22 protein-coding genes are annotated in these 16569 nt (G+C 60.4%); 11 read left to right on the forward strand and 11 right to left on the reverse strand.

Annotated features, from left to right (window positions below; genetic code table 11):
* A partial coding sequence (locus MKK68_RS00960) for a hypothetical protein (protein WP_244027705.1) occupies nt 1-300 on the reverse strand: 300 nt, incomplete at its 3' end.
* A gap of 449 nt (nt 301-749) precedes the next feature.
* On the opposite strand from MKK68_RS00960, the gene pqqA reads away from it, so the two are divergent.
* The 3 genes from pqqA to MKK68_RS00975 all read left to right on the forward strand — a co-directional run bounded on the left by pqqA (nt 750) and on the right by MKK68_RS00975 (nt 1963).
* On the forward strand, nt 750-839 hold the full coding sequence (pqqA, locus tag MKK68_RS00965; protein ID WP_244027707.1) for a pyrroloquinoline quinone precursor peptide PqqA: 90 nt from the start codon (nt 750-752) through the stop codon (nt 837-839).
* 111 nt (nt 840-950) lie between these two features.
* Entirely contained in the window at nt 951-1412 is a 462-nt protein-coding gene (locus MKK68_RS00970; protein ID WP_244027709.1) for a hypothetical protein, read from the forward strand.
* Nucleotides 1413-1543: 131 nt separating this feature from the next.
* A complete protein-coding gene (locus MKK68_RS00975; protein ID WP_244027711.1) occupies nt 1544-1963 on the forward strand; it encodes an EF-hand domain-containing protein in 420 nt (139 codons plus the stop codon).
* 399 nt (nt 1964-2362) lie between these two features.
* On the opposite strand, the gene MKK68_RS00980 is transcribed toward MKK68_RS00975, so the two are convergent.
* Complete coding sequence (locus MKK68_RS00980) at nt 2363-2800, reverse strand: MucR family transcriptional regulator (protein ID WP_244027713.1); 438 nt, start codon at nt 2798-2800, stop codon at nt 2363-2365.
* Nucleotides 2801-3401: 601 nt separating this feature from the next.
* On the opposite strand from MKK68_RS00980, the gene MKK68_RS00985 reads away from it, so the two are divergent.
* Nucleotides 3402-3845 (forward strand): hypothetical protein, encoded by a 444-nt coding sequence (locus tag MKK68_RS00985; RefSeq protein WP_244027715.1) that lies wholly within the window; start codon nt 3402-3404, stop codon nt 3843-3845.
* Between the two features lie 88 nt (nt 3846-3933).
* Here MKK68_RS00985 and MKK68_RS00990 read toward each other — a convergent pair whose 3' ends face one another.
* Complete coding sequence (locus MKK68_RS00990) at nt 3934-4158, reverse strand: hypothetical protein (protein WP_244027716.1); 225 nt, start codon at nt 4156-4158, stop codon at nt 3934-3936.
* Nucleotides 4159-4358: 200 nt separating this feature from the next.
* Between MKK68_RS00990 and MKK68_RS00995 the strand changes: the two genes are divergently transcribed.
* The 3 genes from MKK68_RS00995 (at nt 4359) to MKK68_RS01005 (ending at nt 7428) form a co-directional block, all read left to right on the forward strand.
* Nucleotides 4359-4907 (forward strand): MucR family transcriptional regulator, encoded by a 549-nt coding sequence (locus tag MKK68_RS00995; RefSeq protein WP_409567128.1) that lies wholly within the window; start codon nt 4359-4361, stop codon nt 4905-4907.
* A gap of 287 nt (nt 4908-5194) precedes the next feature.
* Nucleotides 5195-5650 carry a hypothetical protein gene (locus MKK68_RS01000; protein WP_244027727.1) on the forward strand — a complete coding sequence of 152 codons (456 nt, stop codon included), beginning with the start codon at nt 5195-5197 and terminating at the stop codon, nt 5648-5650.
* Between the two features lie 1274 nt (nt 5651-6924).
* Entirely contained in the window at nt 6925-7428 is a 504-nt protein-coding gene (locus tag MKK68_RS01005) for a hypothetical protein (RefSeq protein ID WP_244027758.1), read from the forward strand.
* Nucleotides 7429-8494: 1066 nt separating this feature from the next.
* On the opposite strand, the gene MKK68_RS01010 is transcribed toward MKK68_RS01005, so the two are convergent.
* A complete protein-coding gene (locus tag MKK68_RS01010; protein WP_244027729.1) occupies nt 8495-9055 on the reverse strand; it encodes a recombinase family protein in 561 nt (186 codons plus the stop codon).
* Between the two features lie 188 nt (nt 9056-9243).
* Here MKK68_RS01010 and MKK68_RS01015 point away from each other — a divergent pair, with 188 nt between their 5' ends.
* The gene (locus MKK68_RS01015) at nt 9244-10536 is read left to right on the forward strand and encodes an AAA family ATPase (protein WP_244027731.1); all 1293 of its coding nucleotides are present in this window, start codon (nt 9244-9246) and stop codon (nt 10534-10536) included.
* Between the two features lies 1 nt (nt 10537).
* Nucleotides 10538-11182, forward strand: coding sequence for an HNH endonuclease (locus MKK68_RS01020; RefSeq protein ID WP_244027733.1), 645 nt, complete (start codon nt 10538-10540; stop codon nt 11180-11182).
* Between the two features lie 227 nt (nt 11183-11409).
* Here MKK68_RS01020 and MKK68_RS29350 read toward each other — a convergent pair whose 3' ends face one another.
* The 3 genes from MKK68_RS29350 to MKK68_RS01030 all read right to left on the reverse strand — a co-directional run bounded on the left by MKK68_RS29350 (nt 11410) and on the right by MKK68_RS01030 (nt 12626).
* On the reverse strand, nt 11410-11544 hold the full coding sequence (locus MKK68_RS29350) for a hypothetical protein (RefSeq protein ID WP_279605150.1): 135 nt from the start codon (nt 11542-11544) through the stop codon (nt 11410-11412).
* Between the two features lie 99 nt (nt 11545-11643).
* Nucleotides 11644-11952: a hypothetical protein gene (locus MKK68_RS01025; protein WP_244027735.1), complete on the reverse strand. Its 309-nt coding sequence runs from the start codon at nt 11950-11952 to the stop codon at nt 11644-11646.
* A complete protein-coding gene (locus MKK68_RS01030) occupies nt 11949-12626 on the reverse strand; it encodes a ParA family protein (protein WP_244027743.1) in 678 nt (225 codons plus the stop codon). The genes MKK68_RS01025 and MKK68_RS01030 overlap by 4 nt, the downstream gene beginning before the upstream one ends.
* A gap of 436 nt (nt 12627-13062) precedes the next feature.
* Between MKK68_RS01030 and MKK68_RS01035 the strand changes: the two genes are divergently transcribed.
* Entirely contained in the window at nt 13063-13815 is a 753-nt protein-coding gene (locus MKK68_RS01035; RefSeq protein WP_244027746.1) for a hypothetical protein, read from the forward strand.
* Between the two features lie 102 nt (nt 13816-13917).
* Nucleotides 13918-14142 (forward strand): hypothetical protein, encoded by a 225-nt coding sequence (locus MKK68_RS01040; protein WP_244027749.1) that lies wholly within the window; start codon nt 13918-13920, stop codon nt 14140-14142.
* Nucleotides 14143-14499: 357 nt separating this feature from the next.
* On the opposite strand, the gene MKK68_RS01045 is transcribed toward MKK68_RS01040, so the two are convergent.
* The 4 genes from MKK68_RS01045 to MKK68_RS01060 all read right to left on the reverse strand — a co-directional run.
* Nucleotides 14500-14919 carry a hypothetical protein gene (locus tag MKK68_RS01045; RefSeq protein ID WP_244027751.1) on the reverse strand — a complete coding sequence of 140 codons (420 nt, stop codon included), beginning with the start codon at nt 14917-14919 and terminating at the stop codon, nt 14500-14502.
* A gap of 50 nt (nt 14920-14969) precedes the next feature.
* The gene (locus tag MKK68_RS01050) at nt 14970-15674 is read right to left on the reverse strand and encodes a hypothetical protein (RefSeq protein WP_244027753.1); all 705 of its coding nucleotides are present in this window, start codon (nt 15672-15674) and stop codon (nt 14970-14972) included.
* Nucleotides 15671-16108: a hypothetical protein gene (locus tag MKK68_RS01055; protein WP_244027754.1), complete on the reverse strand. Its 438-nt coding sequence runs from the start codon at nt 16106-16108 to the stop codon at nt 15671-15673. The genes MKK68_RS01050 and MKK68_RS01055 overlap by 4 nt, the downstream gene beginning before the upstream one ends.
* A 101-nt stretch (nt 16109-16209) precedes the next feature.
* Nucleotides 16210-16569: hypothetical protein (locus MKK68_RS01060; RefSeq protein ID WP_244027756.1), on the reverse strand; the 360-nt coding region annotated here is incomplete at its 5' end.

Raw genomic sequence — 16569 nt, forward strand, 5'->3', positions numbered from 1 at the left:
GTGAGGGGTCAGCTCCTCGCGCAGCCTGGCGACGGTCTTGTTGTCGACCGCACACCGCCGGGCGATCTCGCGATCCGCCCACGTCGACCACTCGTCGTCCTCAAGGAGGATCAGGACGGCCCGGCGCTTGTCGGCGTTGGACCTGCGCAGACCATGGGTCGCGTTCGCCCCCGCGCTGTGCAGGATCGCGTCCCGGAGGCTCCCGGGCCGGACCTCACAAGCGATCGTCTCAAGCTCCGCCTCCCGGGCGGCGTTGAACCGATGGAAGCCCTCCGCGAGCCAGTGAGCCTCGTCCCGCACGACCTGGCTAAGGCGACCGTCTCGCCCGCTTCGACGGACCGCATCACCTCGTCGCGGATGCTGTCGGGGGTCGAGGGGGCGGCGAGGGCGTAGAGAACCGTCGCAGGCAGACTTATCTCTGTGATAAGTCGATCCCCCATGTTTTCCGCAGCCTGGATGAAGCGATAGGCTGTGGCCTGGCCCATGCCGAACTCTGCTTCAATCCATTCGAGAAACGTGCCCGGCATAGATGTGCGAATGACGATCAGGTCGCGACCGATCTCGATGATGTCGTGCGCGGTGCGGGACATGCGGAGCCGGATGCGCTCAGCCGCCGCCTGGGCCAAATCCTTCCCTCACGAGTTCGTTAAGTAGAAACGGCTCCATAATGAAAATATAAGTTCTGGATTTGGTTGAAAGGGAAGCTGTTCAGTGTCAGATAGAAGCCATAAGCATCTAGGAGAAACGCTATGACGTGGTCTGCCCCCATCGTTCACGAAGTTTGTGTCGGCATGGAAGTCACCAGCTACGAGTCGGCTGAGATCGACACCTTCAACTAAGACAATTCGAAGGTCTAAGACCTTCGATATCTAAGCCTAGAAACCGCCTTCGGGCGGTTTTTTTCGTTGCAAGTGCGGCGAGGGAAAAGGGAGCGCCTCCCGGGCGCGGGCTTGGAAGTCGGGGTTGCCGGTCGCGAGCCAGCGACGGCCCTCAGCAATCCACGTCTCGAACGTGACCGCAGGCTCCGCCGCCTTGGCGGCGACGATCTCCTGAACGGCTTCGACCTGCCGTTCCTGGGGCGCTGCGGCGACCTTCAGGAGGGCGGTCTGATTGTCGTCCAGGCCGGCGGCCCGAGCGGCTTCCTTAGCGGCCGGCGTGATGGCGGCGATCTTGGTGGTGCGATGAGCTTCTGTCGCCTGAACGCCAAGCTCGCGAGCGGCTGCCCTAATCCCACCCCGGGGGCGACCGCCGGGTTTTGTTTCAACCTGAAACGAAATCTCTGCGGCCTTTGCGGCTTCTGCCTCCGCCTTCTCTGCGAGCGCGATCCACTCGGCGATTTGCTCCGTCCGTTCGAGTTTCGTCAGCTCGGCGCGGTGCAGGTTCTCGGCGATCGAGGACAGCTCGGCGCGTAGATCGTCTTCGATAACGACGACGCACGGGACAAATCGAATTACCTATCGAGATCTCGTGATCGCCTACAGGGGAACGCCCTGCCGCAGGATCGATTGAGGAGCCGCCCTTCTCATGGCCCGGAATTCTGTTCATGCGCTCTTTTGCTCGCTTCACAGCCGCCCTTACAGTCACGGCTTTGGTGGTGCCGGTTAGTCTCTCTTTCCCGGCGCAGGCTCGTTCATCGAGCCCAGAGCGCACGATGAAGATGCTCGACACCGACAACGATGGAACGATCGACCTGCAGGAGGCACAGGCCGCCGGCGAGGCAACCTTCGATAAGCTCGAGAAGGACAAGGATGGTTCGCTCACGGCGAAGGAGCTCGGTGGCCGGGTCAGCAAGAAGGACCTAAAGGCGGCCGATGGCGACAGCGACAGTTCGCTCGACAAGAAGGAGTATAGCGCCCTGATCGAGCAGCGCTTCAAGGCGGCTGATCCGGATGGTGATGGCAAGCTCGACGCGAAGGAACTGAAGAAGCCAGCCGGCCGGGCTCTTATGCAGCTGCTAAAGTAGGCTGCCAAACGACTGCTGCGGGTCAGGTCGAGGATGAAGCGGGGGGCGTGCAACTCCGACAGTGCCGTTCCCCCCGGAACATCTATCCGCCGCAGGCCTTCGCCTATCAGGTAGGACGGCGGAGAGCGCGGTGGTTCAGGACAACGCAGAGATGACGGAGGCCACCGGCACCTTGCCGCCGGGCTATCCGCTCGATCCCTCCAAGGCACCGGCGCCGCCGGCTGAGAGCGCCGGACCGACCTCCCCTGGGCTGCCTGATCCGAAGTCGGACCGTGCGCCGGAGAGCGGCGGCTATGATGGTACGCCGCCGTCCACGGGCTCTGGGAACGCCAAGGGAGGCTAGGCGCCGGTTGAGGCGCCCAAGCCCGTCGCTGGGTCGCGGCCGGCTCCTGTAGGCCCTTAGGTGGCCGATCGGCCGGGTCGGCCTAGACCGATGTCCCTTGCGAGCTGAGAGCGGGCTTCTGAGTAGCTCGCGGCGACCATCGGGTAGTCCGACGGTAGGCCGAACTTCACCCTGTAGCTATGTGGGTCAAGACCGTTTCCGCTAAGATGACGCTTGAGCGTTTTGTACCGCTTGCCGTCAATGAAGCTGATGAGAGCGTCCGGTGTGACGGACTTCTTGATCTGTGCCGCGGTCGGCTTCTCGACCTCTTCGGCCGGCGCGTCGGAGCCCGCTGGCCCGGAGCCATTGCGGAGGTTCGATAGGGCAGCCTGCACGCTTCCAATCAGCTTCGGAAGCTCAGACACGGGGATCGAGTTGTTCGCAACGTAGGCGGCTACGATTTCGCTGGCCAGCGCGAGCGTTTTGGGGTTCTGACCCAGGTTTTCTTCGGTCACTTAGGTTGTCCTTCGAGTTCCCCTCTCGCATGAGATCCTTCAATCTTCGTGCCAAATCAAGGCACAGCTTACGTTATATCGCGCGGGCCTGCTGCGATCTACACGCATGATCTCTGAAATTGGTTGGAAAAGTGAGCCGGGGCGTCCCTTCAGGGCGACCCCGGCTCTCGCGCGTCGCTCCGCGGCAGCGACGGCGTAGGGCAGGATGCGCTTTGGCTAGTGCCGGCATCCGCGTAGGTTCTTTCTAGATCAACTCTTAGTTCGGCTCAAGGCTGAGATGTATGGCGGCGTTAGATACGCTGAGATCCTGATGCGGCGGCTAGAATTTACACAGTTTGTGCAGGCGGTACGGAAAATCAAAGGTTCCGTGCACAAAACGTGTAGACTGCCGAATTGGCCATTCCGAAATGCCTGGACCTCAACGGACCGGAACACCCAAAAATTAGTCCGAAGATCCAGGTTGCATTACCACGCAACTCGAATCATGATTCGTCGTCGCCAGTTCGCCGCGCGGGAGCCTTCTCCGCATCCGCGCCGCAACCCGGATGCTTGCGTGCGCTTGCCCGCGGGCTCCCTCATGCTTTGGACAGGAAGACGCGCCATGTCGGTGGAACGCGAAGGAGAACCCGTGCGCAATAGCGGGCCTTATACGGATGGTTACAATAAGACTGATGAGCTACAGGCGAAGCTTGATCGTTTACGTGCGATAATCGCGCGCGATAACGAACTGCAAGAGCTGAGTAGATTAGAGAGTGGCGATCGTTACGGTGCAGAGATATCCAAGCTCATAAACGAGTCTTCTGATATATTTTTTGAGTTCGCAACAAGACCGCTTAAGAACGATCTTGAGTTCAGCATAATACTAACGTGCACCGAGTATTTTATGCGGGAAAAGCCTATTGAGTATGCTGGAACGATCGAGGATGCAATCGACACTGTCCTGCAAGAAGTGAACGATGATGCCACAAGCCCGCTGGCGACTGGCCTGTTAGCGATAGTTCGATATCGCATCGAGAGCCAGCGACGGCAGCTCGCAAGGACATAGCATTGCGCAGGTACCGTGCGATGAGCCCCGGCCGCTCAAGCGGTCCGGAGCTCTCCGCTCGACCATGCAGATCGAGACTACCTACTGCTCAGCGGTGATGCCGGCGGTGATGCCGCCGCATCATCCGCATGCCACCCATCCGTCGGTTCATCATGCTGCCGGACCGAGCGCCGGCGTGCATTCCGCCCATACGACCGTTGCCGGTTGCCGCAGCGTCGCGATCGAGGCCGTCGCCTGGCGCTGCCATGCTGGCCGTGTTCGCGCCGAGCAGGAGACCAAGGGTCAGGGTCGCGCCGAGGATGAGCTTATTCATGGATAGGGCCTTCCACGGCGCTGCGCCGTGGAGCCGGAACAGAGAACGCCAAGCCAAGTTCCTGCGTGTCAGCACTTTTAGCGATGTCATCACGATTTTATGAGGACGTAGGCTGCCTTTCAGTAATTTTCACCGACCCACACTTGACGATCTGTCGAGACATGTAGAGCGGTATGCCTCTCTAGATGTGGGAGACTACCTTGAACGAACAAGTCGAAACTCAATCGACCGATTTCATCGAAATCGCTGCCAACCTCGTTGCGGCCTATGTGTCGAACAACCGGGTGTCGGTGGCAGAGCTACCCGGCGTGATCGCCTCCGTACACGCGGCACTGTCCGATCTCGGCAAAGAGAAGACGGCTGAGCCCGCCGTCGAGAAGCTGACGCCGGCGCAAATCAAGAAGTCGGTCACGCCAGCCGGCATCATCAGCTTCGAGGACGGCAAGACGTACAAAACGATGAGGCGCCACCTCACGCTGCGTGGCCTCACACCGGATACCTACCGGGCGAAGTACGGGCTGCCGAAGGATTACCCCATCGTGTCGCCCGAGTACTCTGCTCAGCGTTCCGAGCTGGCGCGCTCGCTTGGGCTCGGTCAACTGCGGCGCAAGGCGGCCCCCATGGCCTCCGCAGTGGACGAGACGGTCTCTGAGGCGCCCAAGTCCTCCAAGAGTAAGCCGAAGGCCGCAAAGGCGCCCCAGGCAGCCTCGAAGGCCAGCGGGCGCAAGAAGGTCGCCGATACGGCCTGAAGCTGCTCAGCGCCTCGTCGTGGCGCGTTCTGACACTCGTTGCCGTGGGTCGGCTGCCGCTCGGAACACCCGAGCGGCAGAGAAGTTAGATCAGCAACACTGCCGGGCCTTGATCCCCCATCTTGCTTCCCGGCAATGTAACGCTCGACTACGGCTCATCTCCCCGTGGTCGAGCGCGAATGTTCGTCAGAAACATTCGGACAAGAAAACGCGACAATGCGTCAAGATCCTGCGCGGATCGCATAGACGGGCGGTCGCGTTGCTCTAGCAGATTGCTTGGATAGGAGATGATCCTGATGAAACGTCTTGCACTTGCATCGACCGCGCTTGTTGCTGCCCTTGCTTTCATGCCCGCGAGCGCTGATGCCCGTGGCTTCGGCGGTGGCGGCGGCTTCCGAGGCGGCGGTGGTGGCTTCGGCGGTGGCTTTGGTCGTGGCGGGTTCGGTGGCGGGTTCCGCGGAGCTGGGTTCCGGGGTGGATACGGCGGCGGCTATGGCCGGGGCTTCTACGGTCGTGGATACGGTGGCCGGGGTTACGGTTATGGCCTTGGTGGCCTCGGTCTCGGGGTGGGGCTCGGCCTTGCAGCGGGCGGCCTCTATGGTGGCTATGGCAGCTACGGTTATGGCTATGACGACGGCTACTACGGCGGTGGATACGCTCCTGTAGGCTACGGTGGCTACGGCTATGGCTATCGCCGTCCGCTCTATCGCTATGGCTACGGACCCTACGGGTACGGCTACTAAGTCAAGTTCTTCTTAGTGGTTGAAAGTATGAAGGCCCGACCGATTAGAGAACGGTCGGGCTTTTTGATGTCTTATTTCGGATAAATATCCAAGGAGCTGGCTCACGGATCGTGCGATCTAACAATTGTCATGCTGCCTAACTCGCAACTCAGCGCCCCGTTGTGGCACATCGCGCCGCTTATTGCCTTGATGAGGTCCTAACCGATTGCCGGCATCCTACGGCTGGGCCACGTTGCGTATCGGCCTCGCTGGTGAGATCCGGGGTTTCCCCGTCCCGTGAGCAGATCGGGACGGGGCCGAACCGTCCGACCGTCCAAGAAACCTTCAGATGCCACCTCACGATAGAACGCTCCTCACCGATGAGGCCCTCGCTCAGCTCGCGCGCCGATGGTTCGCAGACGTGCGGGCGGAGCATCCCGAACCGCGCTTGAGCGGTCAGCAGCGGGATACAGCCGGCGAAGTCGGAGCTGGAGCGCTCGATTGGCTGTTCGGCGGCAGTGACAGCGACACCGTCGGGGATGATGGTGGAGATTAAGGATGGGCGAATATCGCCGCCCTCAGCAGTCCCCCATCTGCAACCGGGTTCGAGCTTACGGGTTGAGGAAGCGTCGCCGTTCGGCGGCTGAGGCTTCCCCTATGCTCTTGATTGCGTCTCTCGTGGCCGGCACCTTCGCGCTCGCCGGCTCCTTCTCGCTGATTGCCATCCTCGCAGAGTGAGACGGATGGCACCCGCCAGCCCGTGACCGGGCGGCGGGGCCGAACTCGTAAATGTTGACCGTAACACGCCCAACGCGGTCGCGATGAACGCTCAGCGCGCTCCGGCGGCCCCTGTCGACGGGCTGCTCATGCCCGACGAGCCAGCGCCCGGCGCACCGGTTCCTGTGCTCATCCCGTTCGCTCCCGGGGCCGTCATCGGCGTAGAGCCCGTGCCGCCGCCGGCGTTCGCGCCGCCCGGGGTAGCGAGTTCCTTCGGCTGGCCGGTGGTTGAACCGCCAGTGCTGCTGGTCCCCATCCCAGTTCCGGTCGTGCCCGAGGGGCCAGTTGCTTGTGCGAGCGCGGCGCCGGACAGCGACAAGGTGAACGAGGCGGCGAGTGCGAATGTTCTAATCGACATAAATGTTCCTCACGCTGCGCCAATACCGGCGCGTTGATACTAGAATCAAACGTGCACGCGGCCGTTTTTGTTCAATAATCTGTGCGCTAGTGATCGAGCCCTATCCGCCTTGTAGGCTCTCGGCGAATTCGTCCGGCACCTCACCGAACTGACCAGGAACGTGGCGCTCTCAAGCTCAACGGTCTCGTCGTCGGCAACGATCTTGAGCGCCGCGGTGCCGGGCATCCAGCTGGCCATAGTCTTGATCCGGCCGTGTAGCTACAGCCAAGGCAACGATCTATTAACCATGTCCCGCCAGGTTGCCCTTAGCGACCGGCTGATGGCCGAGCGCCGGCAGAGCAGCACCGCCCTGGGGGGGGCACGGTGCGGCCTCGCCGGCGCCGTCGCGAACCACTCAGCGCCGAACCGAATTACCTTCGCTCTCGTCCTGAGCGAAGAGCCCAGCATGGCCAAAGATCTAGAGGGCCCAGAGACTGGTAAAAGCGTAGCGTGGCGGTCGTCCTACCGAGGCGTCCTATCTCTCGATGATGACCGAACGAGCATCGTCATCATCGACGCCCCCAACGATGAGGACGCGCTCGCGCTTATGAGTTGGATCGCTGAGGGCCGCGCGTTCGAGCTTTGGAACGGGCGCACATGGGTCGGCCAGTCCCTCCTGCGATAGCCCTCCGACCTCAAGCGGAGCGACGAAGCTTAGGTCTCGGATTGACGATGGGTGACGTGCATCGTCACGGTCAGGTCGCCGCGTTGGGGTGCGGTGAAAATGTACCGCAGTAGGCTTTTGGGATCAGTGGGCATCCAGTGTGCATCCGTCGATGCGTGAGCCTGTGTTTCACAGGAGCCGTATAGCTCCCCATGATCGACACTGCTCCATGGCAGATCGGGCATCGCTTCGGAGCCAAACGGTACTTACTCCTTGCCTCAAGAAGGCTCATGGGCATCCAGACGCCGTCGATCTTGGTCTCGCATTTCGGTCCAACAGTCTTCGGCATCTCGTTGTCGTGCCACGGCAGTCGCCAACGCGCCAGTGCAGCTACTGCGTGTCGTCTGCGCCTACCATCCGCACAGTCGCACCAAGCCGGCTTCGGTCGAGCCCCTTCGCCACGTATCGCTCATCCACCCGGGCAACTCGCACCGGCGCTGGGGTACTCCCCAGGAACGTTAAATCGCTCCGCACAGCCCGTTCAAGCTCCGACCGCACCGCGCCATCCGCCAGCACGGCAAGGCCGCCTACGGTGGCTACCGCGAGGATGCTGCGGGTGAGGATTGAACCGAGGGTGAGCATGGGCGGCACCTGAGAGATGCCGGACGGTAGCTGAAGGTCTCCGCGGAGGCTGCTACGCCTGAGCCACAGGTGGCACAAAAAGCGAACAGGCCCGCCCGATGGTGAGCCTGTTCGCGGTCTTCAGTAGGAGCGTGACCGGGGCGGCGGGGGCGGGCCATCGTCGTCGTCGTCATCCGGCGGAGGTGGTCCCCGACGACGCGGCGGGGGTGGCGGTCTGTCGTCATCGAAGTCCGGCGGAGACGGCCGGTAGCGGTGAGGCGGAGGCGGTGGCCTGTCGAAGTCCTCGTCCGGCGGGGGTGGAGGGCGCCGATCGTCGTAGGGCTGTGCCGAAGCGCCGGCCGCCGCGAGGACGAACAGAGCAGCGCCGGCAAGAAGTGCGCGCATGGGATCTCCATAAGACGGGCGCACGGGGAGCGCCGTCGCGGATGAACGACCAGCCACGCTTCTAGGTTCGCCCAGGAGGCGCTTTCAGCCGAGAGATGGTGCTGTGGCTCACATTGTAGCTCCGGCCGATCTCCGCGCAGCTCTCACCGGCCTCGCGCCGTGCCAAGGCCTCCCGCTGCTGATGGTGCGTGAGCTTGTGCTTGGGACCGGAGCGGATACCCCGTTCCCGTGCCCGCTTCAGCCCCTCCCCTGTCCGTGCGCGGATCAGCTCGCGCTCGAACTCGGCGAGGCCCCCGAGGATCGTGACCATAAGCCGGCCGTGCGCCGTGGTCGTGTCGGCCCAGGCATCCGCTAGGGAGCGGAAGCCTGCGCCGCGCCGCGTGATCTCCTCCAAGACGTTTAGGAGGTCACGTGTCGACCGGGCGAGGCGATCGAGGCGGGTGACGATGAGCACGTCTCCGGAGGCTAGGCGGCCGATCGCGCGCTTCAGCGCCACTCGGTCCGCACGCGACCCGCTGGCGGTCTCCTGAAAGACCTTGGTGCACCCTTCGGCCGTCAGACGCTCGACCTGCGCGGTGAGGCTTTGGTGGTCGGTGGAGACGCGGGCGTAGCCGTAGATCATGCCTCAGTCGTGCACAAGGATCGTGCACGAAGAATGAAGGGCGATTTCAGGCGCTTGGGTTTTGTGCACAATCCCTGGTTCGTGCACATGCGTTTAATCAGAATGATAAAAGCGCCAGCCTGAAATTGTATGTTGCGAAAATTTGTATAACGCTAGATAAGTACAAAGGACTGAATCGGCGAAACACTATGTCAGCAGATATTTCGTTCAATAAGCTACAAGTGGAGGGCTGGAGGCAATTTGATGCTGTCGATATTGATATTCATCCGAAGCTTACAATATTGACCGGGGCAAACGGTTCTGGAAAAAGCACTATATTAAATATATTCTCAACGCATTTTGGATGGAATCGACCCTTGCTGGGCGCTCCTAGTCTCAGCAAGCGCGGAGGTTACACCTACGGAATGGGGTTATTTAAATCATTATTTTCCAAACTAAATTCCCCAAAAACACAAGAGCACGAACAATGGGCTCATGTTGGAAGACTTGAATATTCTAATAATTCCGCATCTACACTTCTGATACCAAAAGGATCGTCTGCGCAATATAATATAATGATGCCTTCTCAGCAGCCCGTGATTGGCATTCATGTAGATTCATATCGACCTTCCCCAAGGTATCAACAAGTTCCGGCTATTCAAATGGCAAATATTGATGCAATAACAGCATACAATCAATATAACCATGAGATAATGAATTTTTTCGGGGGATCCACTACAGGATACTCGCCTGTTTTCAGAATGAAAGAATCACTAATTACTATGGCTCTTTTGGGAGAGGGCAACAAATACCTCCCTGGTAACAGTAGCTTAAAGAAATTATTCGAAGGATTTGATGATATTCTACGTAAATTTCTACCCGACAGTATTGGTTTCAAAGAAATATCTATAAGAGTGCCAGATGTTGTGCTTATAACAAAATCTGGAAATTTTATGATTGATGCATCATCGGGCGGACTTATGGCGCTAGTTGATCTAGCTTGGCGCATATATATGTTTTCTCAAGATAAGACTAGCTTTGTCGTAACAATGGATGAGCCTGAAAACCATCTACATCCTTCCATGCAACGAAGCTTAATACAAAGGCTTATATCAGCTTTTCCTCAAGCTAAATTTATAATCGCTACACATAGCCCTTTTATAGTTTCGGCAGTGAAAGACTCTTACGTCTACGTTCTTAGATACACAATCGATCAGAAAATAAGCGATAGTCAAGATGAAGCAGAAGTATTTGGAAGAAAAGTAATTAGTGAAAAGCTAGATACAATTAATAAGGCTGGAACTGCTGGTGATATGCTCCGTGAGGTGCTCGGTGTCCCTGTTACGATGCCTGAGTGGGTCGAGCATGATATAGATAATATAATAGAAAAATACCGAGGCAAAGAAATCTCAGTTTCGCTCCTAGCTAGCCTTAGGAGGGACTTAAACAGCGTAGGATTTGGCGAGTATTATCCCTCAGCACTGGCGAGTCTTTCGAATTAACATGATAAAACTTTTAAAGGGCAATAAGCCCCAAATCCTTATCGACAACGAAGTATCATGGACTGCTGACTATGTAGCAAAAAGGGCGGCGGGGCAGAAACTGACGGATGCAGAAGCTGCGCGTCATCGACACCCGGAAATAAAAACAGCTCTAAAGATTGAGACGCATAAGAAATGTGCATATTGCGAAAGCAAACCGCTGCATGTTACGCATGGAGATGTTGAACATATTGTCCCAAAGTCATTGCATCCTAATAAAGCTTATGAATGGGGAAATTTGACCCTTGCTTGCGATGGCTGCAATACAAATAAAGGAGCAAAAGAAGACATAGTTGATCCCTATCTAATTGATCCTGTCGATGTATTTATCATATATGGAGCTCTCATACTGCCTAGACCGGAGAGTGGGGATGCAATTTATACTGAAAAATCTTTGAAACTAAATCGTTTAGATCTGGTGGAGAGAAGAGAAAAACGAATCAAAGAATTGTATCATTTAGTTTGTTTGGCTCGTAACGCTCCAGATGATAAGTCAAGAGAAGCGATAAAGCAGGATATTATTGAGAACGAAGTTCTGGATAGCGTTGAATACGCAGCTTTTTCAAAAAAATACGTAATGGATATGATTGCGGAAGGCATTCTATGAGCTGCTTGGGCTGGGTAGCAGTTCGCACTATCCTAAATATAATTATCGTGTAAGTCTACATCGGTCTCTTATCTGAAGAAAAACAAGTTACAGATAATTTTCGAGCCATGAGTTTACATATAAATTTTTCCAACGAGTGGGCCGCTCGCGAAGCGCAATAATCGAGATCACAGAGTGGTGGGGGAGTCCTACGAGGGTAGACGTGTCGGCTGAGTCCACCATGGGTCTCACTTTGCCCGCGCCTCAGCCAGCTCGGCTTGCAAGCCCTCGATAAGGGCTTGCAGCTCGCCGGCATCCACCGCCATCTCGATCAACTGGTCCTGCGCCTCCGCGAGCTGAAGGCGCAGCTCGGCGTTCTCCATGGCGAGTTCGAGCAGAGGTAGGTCGGTGGCTGCTACCGTCGGAACGCCTGTCTCTTGTTCTAGAACGTCAGGGTTTTGCAAAATCACAGCGTCACGAAATTATGATTTTTCAGCGTTGAAAATGATGTCGTTGATGGAGCCGTAGCTGCGCTTCTTCAGGACGTACTCTAGTCCCTCCACGAAGAGGTCATGCTCCTTCACGCGCTCATGGTAGGCGATGTCGCGTAGCACCTCCTTCACGGCGGGATGGATGTAGAAGGGCGTCGGCTTGGCCTTCGCCGTCGTCTTCGCTGGCCGTCCAACCTTCCGGGCTGGCGCCTCCGCCGGTTCCTCGGCAGCCGTTACGGGTTTGAGGTCGTCAACGCTCATGCTCTCGGCGTCGAAGATTGAGGGTGCGCGGCGGCTCATGGCTTGTTCTCCGATTGCGTAGCGACCCACTGCCAAAGCTGGCGCATCTCGTCGGCGGCTTTGCCATCCGGCGCATACTCTGTGACGCCCTGCCCGGCGGCGAAGCCATCCTGGTAGTCATTCCGCTGCATCACTAGCGGCTCGGCCATGAACCCGATCGAGGCGAGGCCGGCGGCGGTATCGTTGGCGCGGCCATTGCGCGGGATCGTAGAGCACTGGTTCAGGACGAAAGCGAACGGGCGTCCGCTGCGCATGATCGCTTGGACGGTTGGGCGTACCGCGAGAAGGTCGAGGCGCGTCGGCCGGATCGGGACAAGGCAAAACGTGGATACGTCGATCGCCAGGTGCGTCGTCGGGTTGTCCGCGCCGGCGGTATCGAGGATCGCGAGGGTGATGCCCTTGGCCTTCAGACTACCCAGCATCGGCTTCATCTGCCCGAGCTTGTCCGGCGGGAAGCGCTCTACGACCGGCAGGTGTGGATGCTGTACGGCGGTCGGCTCGGCCTTCCGGCGCATACGACCCCATTCGACCAACGACCCCTGGGGGTCGAGGTCGAAGGCCGCAACGGTCTCGCCGGCCTCCTGAGCTGCGATAGCGAGCGAGGTTGCGAGGGTCGTTTTCCCCGCGCCGCCCTTCTGGGTAACGAGTGTGATCGTGCGCATGAGCAACGTCATGATCTTGAGGCGTTACGATGCCGTGAATGTGCGAAGCCGTGAAACCACGGTGGCGCGATATCACGGCGCCGTGGCGGTGAAGCGTCACGGTATTGCGACGCTGCAATTTCGTGATACTGTAAAATTGCGATGCCGTGAAGTTGCTGGGTGCACGGGAACGTTGACTTAACCGTGCTGCCCGGCCGACATGGGCCGTTCCGGCTCGTGCCTATGGGACGAGTCGGAGATCAGGAGATGCCAAAGCCGCGACGTAGACCCTGAACGACAACGGCCCCCCGGTCGCCAAACCGGAGGGCCGTCAAATCGAGTGGTTCGTGAGGAACCGTGCAATCCCTCATCAGCCACATGACGCCCCCGGCGTCAAGACGGAACGCCAATTCCGTCAACGATGGAGTCGTGCCCGGACCCTAGCCGCGGCCCAAGAGGGCTGAGGACGATGTTTCACGCGACCATGGCTGCCGCGATCGACGGCGCGCGGACGCTTGCGGAGATGGACGAGCTGTCCCGCCAGGTGTGGCAGGGGCACGGCTCCGGTGTGTTGGGCGATTCAGAGGCCCAAGCGCTAGCCGAACGCCTCCACGGGCGACGCTACGCGATCCGGGAGGGTATCCGGCCCGTCGGCATCCCCGCCGGCCGGCCGAGCCTGTTCCCGACCCGACGGGCGCCCGCGTCGCCGGATCGCGCCGCTTCGCGCGACCGACGCCGGCTCCTGGCCTGTTCCGGGCCGATGCCGCCGGCGTTGGCCGCCCGGTTCACGACCGGCCAGCTCGCGGTGTTGCGCATCGTTGGGGACGAGGTGGCGGCAAAGGGCGTGTGCGGCCTCTGCATCGATGCTATCGCGGCGAGGGCAGGGGTGTGCCGGAGGCTGGCACAGACCGCCATCCGCCTCGCCGAGGGCGACGGCCTGCTCACAATCCAAGAGCGGCGGCATCAGGGGCGGAAGAACGAGCCTAACCTCCTCCGCATCATCAGCCGGGAGTGGCAGACATGGTTGCGTCGTGCACGCCGGGTTCGTGTCGAGGGGGGTGGATGCAAACCGATGCACCCCACGGATAGCAGGGTGTTAACTTCGGGGATCACGAGCCCAACGGCACCCTCGAAGAAGCTGCCGGAACGGCAGGGTCGCCTTCACGTCGGAGGCTCGCGAGAATCCGAGAGGGTGGCGGAGCCGGTGAGAGCCATGCGGTAGCCGCAGACGGGCGTTCGGCAGAGCGGACGATCAACAATTGCGCGTGAGACAGAACAGGACAGGCTGGCGCGGGTTGTGCCTGTGCTACGTCAGGAGGCGCCGATGTTTGGCATGTTCAAGTCATCCGCACAGCGCGTGTTGGATCAGGCCGTCGCTGAACAGGATCAAGGCGATGCTGCGGCTATGCTAGCCAAGGTCGCGCTTCCTTTTCCGACGATGCGACCGCTCACACCACCTGCTGCACAGAACGAGGATCTCGAACATCTCATCCACGAGGCGGTGAAGCACGATCTCCGCGAAGCTGGCTACCTCGCACAATCGCGATGAGCCGGACGTGTCTCGACCTGCTACAGCACGCACCTCTCGACGCTTGCGCGCCGGCGGCGGTCGCGAACGCCGTCAGGCAGCCCGGCACAGAGAGCAGACGACGACAGGCCGGCACGGGCCAGTTCCCTGTGACGTGCCCGTGACGCCTCGGGTCGGGTGGTCGTGTGAAGGTCGATGTGGCGGGGAACAGGAACCGTCGGCGCTGGCTTATGGCCTGCTCATAGCCGCGGACAGCAAGAGGTGGCCCTGCCGGGGTGGGACAGGGCCACCACAGCGGACCAGACAAGCCTGCTGGCTGCTGACGCAGCACTCACGATGATCCGGCAGATGTGTTTCTGAAGGATCTCTGGGCGTCGTTTATGACGCTTGCGGTGTTGGGAGGGTCGGTTTCGCCTTGGCGATCCTGATCCCGACCTTGCGCCGATCGACCCGTAAGCCGATGGCGGCCAGCTTCCCCGCGATCCCCGTCAGGCGCTCGCGAAGGTCCGTTACGTCCCGGCAGCCTGTCGCCGCGGCGACTTCAGTCTCGTCATGCCGACCACCGGCGGCAAGGGGGGCTAGAACCCGCGCCATGGCTGCGCTCGTGCCGATCCCGCCCCCCGGACCCGTCACCATCAGAGCCTTAACGTTGACACCCCAAAGCTTCCCGGCCGGCGGCCGGAACTCCGGCATCACTTGTCCTTGGAACATGCGGATCGCCTCCTCGGCTCGCGCCTGAGCTTCGGCACGCCTGGCCGCCGCAAGACGCTGGTTCCGCGCACGATTGGCGGCGACCATCGCGCCAACATAGTCGAATTTAGCTACCGGCGGGGGCGCCCATTTGGCCTTCAGCTCACGATCCGGCGGGTCTTGAAGCCGGCGGCGATCCAGGGCTGCGTGCGGGTCGCCGACAGCTCATGCGGACGCTTCGTGACGCCGCTCGTCAGGCGCTTCCCCTTCAGGTTCGCAGCGGTCCGCGCCCTGACCTTTTCGCCGTGGATTGCGCGGGTCCAACCCGCCGCCCAGACGTGCGTGAGCCCGAGCCGGACCCATTGATCCTCCGTGACCTGCCAACGCTTGCCGAGGATCTTGGACGTGAGGGTCGCCGGATGCGGCAGTTCGCGATCCGTCGCAGCGCGGATCTGCTCAGCCGTCAGCTCGGGCGTGTACAGGCGAGCCCATTCTTCGATGCCGAATTCGAGGACATGAGGCGCACAGGCGATGCGGAGCAACACCACCATGTCATCGAGATAGCCGATCGCGGCACTGGTACGGCACGGACCGCCGCACGTATCGAGCAGCACCCGAGTGAGCTGGTCGCGGCGCTTGCCGGCGATAATCCTGGCTACTGGGCTCGGCCGGTGGATCTCACGCACAGAGGCTTGCGCAGGAACCGCAAACGGGTCTACACGTTTTGTGTAAGAAGTAGGGTTTCGGTGGGTGCCGGCGCTTTGCTTCGCTGCGGATAAGAGATCAAGGGCTTCCGGTTGCACCCGGGGGCCCTTTTCTTGTTCCGCATTTAGGTCAGCGCCCCTTAGCAGGGCGAGGGTCATAGAATTCCAGCCTCCTTGTGGGCGTCGTCTACACGCTTGATGTACGCGTGGTGGACAAGTGTTCTTGCGCAGAACCATGCTGACTGTTTGGGGACACCCTGGCCCATCAGCTTGTCTTGGAACTCGCGCGTTTGCTGCGCGCAGACCTTGTTGAGATCCATCGCGTAGCCGTGGGGAAGCCGGGCGACGACTTCGCCGAGCAGGCGCGCGTTGTGGTGCAGCGGGTAGGGCTTCACCTCGGCAAGGGCGAGTTGGCGAGGGCCACCGATCCGGGTGCGCTGTCCCGGTCCCCGGAAGCGGCGGGCGCCTTCCAGGCGACCCGTCGCAGCTCGCTCTGCCGGGGTCGGCGGCTTTGGGCGGCGGGTCCGTTTCGGCTTCGCCATGACCGGTTCGAGATCGACGCCGGCGGCCTCGAACAGTGGGGCGTCCGTCATGGAACGGCTCCTTTCCCGTTTTGTATCAATGGCTTATGGGATATGAGGGAGTCGCTGGCAAGTAAGATTGCGGCGCTTTTCCCCATCCCCGCACACCCGGTTCAGGGCGTCGGAAGCTCGGTGAGGTGGGGGGCGAGCGGGATGATGTTCGTCGGCTCGGGCGACGCCTCGGGGGCGGCGGCAGTCTCCGCGCTCTCCGGCTCGCCTACGGGCGGCGGCTCGGCCGGCTTGCGGCCGATGGCGGCGGTCCGCATCTGGGTCACGTTGCCGTGGCGGTCCTCGTAGGTGCGGGGAGCGGCTTCACTGAGGATTTCCTCAGTGTGAGGGGTCAGCTCCTCGCGCAGCCTGGCGACGGTCTTGTTGTCGACCGCACACCGCCGGGCGATCTCGCGATCCGCCCACGTCGACCACTCGTCGTCCTCAAGGAGGATCAGGACGGCCCGGCGCTTGTCGGCGTTGGA

Origin of the sequence: Methylobacterium sp. E-016, from assembly GCF_022829745.1 — a bacterium.
GTDB lineage: Bacteria > Pseudomonadota > Alphaproteobacteria > Rhizobiales > Beijerinckiaceae > Methylobacterium.

Coding starts and splice junctions, on each gene's coding strand:
- MKK68_RS01035 (WP_244027746.1), top strand. CDS start 13,063: ATGTTTCACGCGACCATGGCTGCCGCGATCGACGGCGCGCGGACGCTT.
- pqqA (WP_244027707.1), top strand. CDS start 750: ATGACGTGGTCTGCCCCCATCGTTCACGAAGTTTGTGTCGGCATGGAA.
- MKK68_RS00975 (WP_244027711.1), top strand. CDS start 1,544: ATGCGCTCTTTTGCTCGCTTCACAGCCGCCCTTACAGTCACGGCTTTG.
- MKK68_RS01025 (WP_244027735.1), bottom strand. CDS start 11,952: ATGAGCCGCCGCGCACCCTCAATCTTCGACGCCGAGAGCATGAGCGTT.
- MKK68_RS01030 (WP_244027743.1), bottom strand. CDS start 12,626: ATGACGTTGCTCATGCGCACGATCACACTCGTTACCCAGAAGGGCGGC.
- MKK68_RS01050 (WP_244027753.1), bottom strand. CDS start 15,674: ATGACCCTCGCCCTGCTAAGGGGCGCTGACCTAAATGCGGAACAAGAA.
- MKK68_RS01045 (WP_244027751.1), bottom strand. CDS start 14,919: ATGGTCGCCGCCAATCGTGCGCGGAACCAGCGTCTTGCGGCGGCCAGG.
- MKK68_RS01010 (WP_244027729.1), bottom strand. CDS start 9,055: ATGATCTACGGCTACGCCCGCGTCTCCACCGACCACCAAAGCCTCACC.
- MKK68_RS00990 (WP_244027716.1), bottom strand. CDS start 4,158: ATGAATAAGCTCATCCTCGGCGCGACCCTGACCCTTGGTCTCCTGCTC.
- MKK68_RS01000 (WP_244027727.1), top strand. CDS start 5,195: ATGATCCTGATGAAACGTCTTGCACTTGCATCGACCGCGCTTGTTGCT.
- MKK68_RS29350 (WP_279605150.1), bottom strand. CDS start 11,544: ATGGAGAACGCCGAGCTGCGCCTTCAGCTCGCGGAGGCGCAGGACCAG.
- MKK68_RS01040 (WP_244027749.1), top strand. CDS start 13,918: ATGTTTGGCATGTTCAAGTCATCCGCACAGCGCGTGTTGGATCAGGCC.
- MKK68_RS01015 (WP_244027731.1), top strand. CDS start 9,244: ATGTCAGCAGATATTTCGTTCAATAAGCTACAAGTGGAGGGCTGGAGG.
- MKK68_RS00985 (WP_244027715.1), top strand. CDS start 3,402: ATGTCGGTGGAACGCGAAGGAGAACCCGTGCGCAATAGCGGGCCTTAT.
- MKK68_RS01055 (WP_244027754.1), bottom strand. CDS start 16,108: ATGACGGACGCCCCACTGTTCGAGGCCGCCGGCGTCGATCTCGAACCG.
- MKK68_RS01020 (WP_244027733.1), top strand. CDS start 10,538: ATGATAAAACTTTTAAAGGGCAATAAGCCCCAAATCCTTATCGACAAC.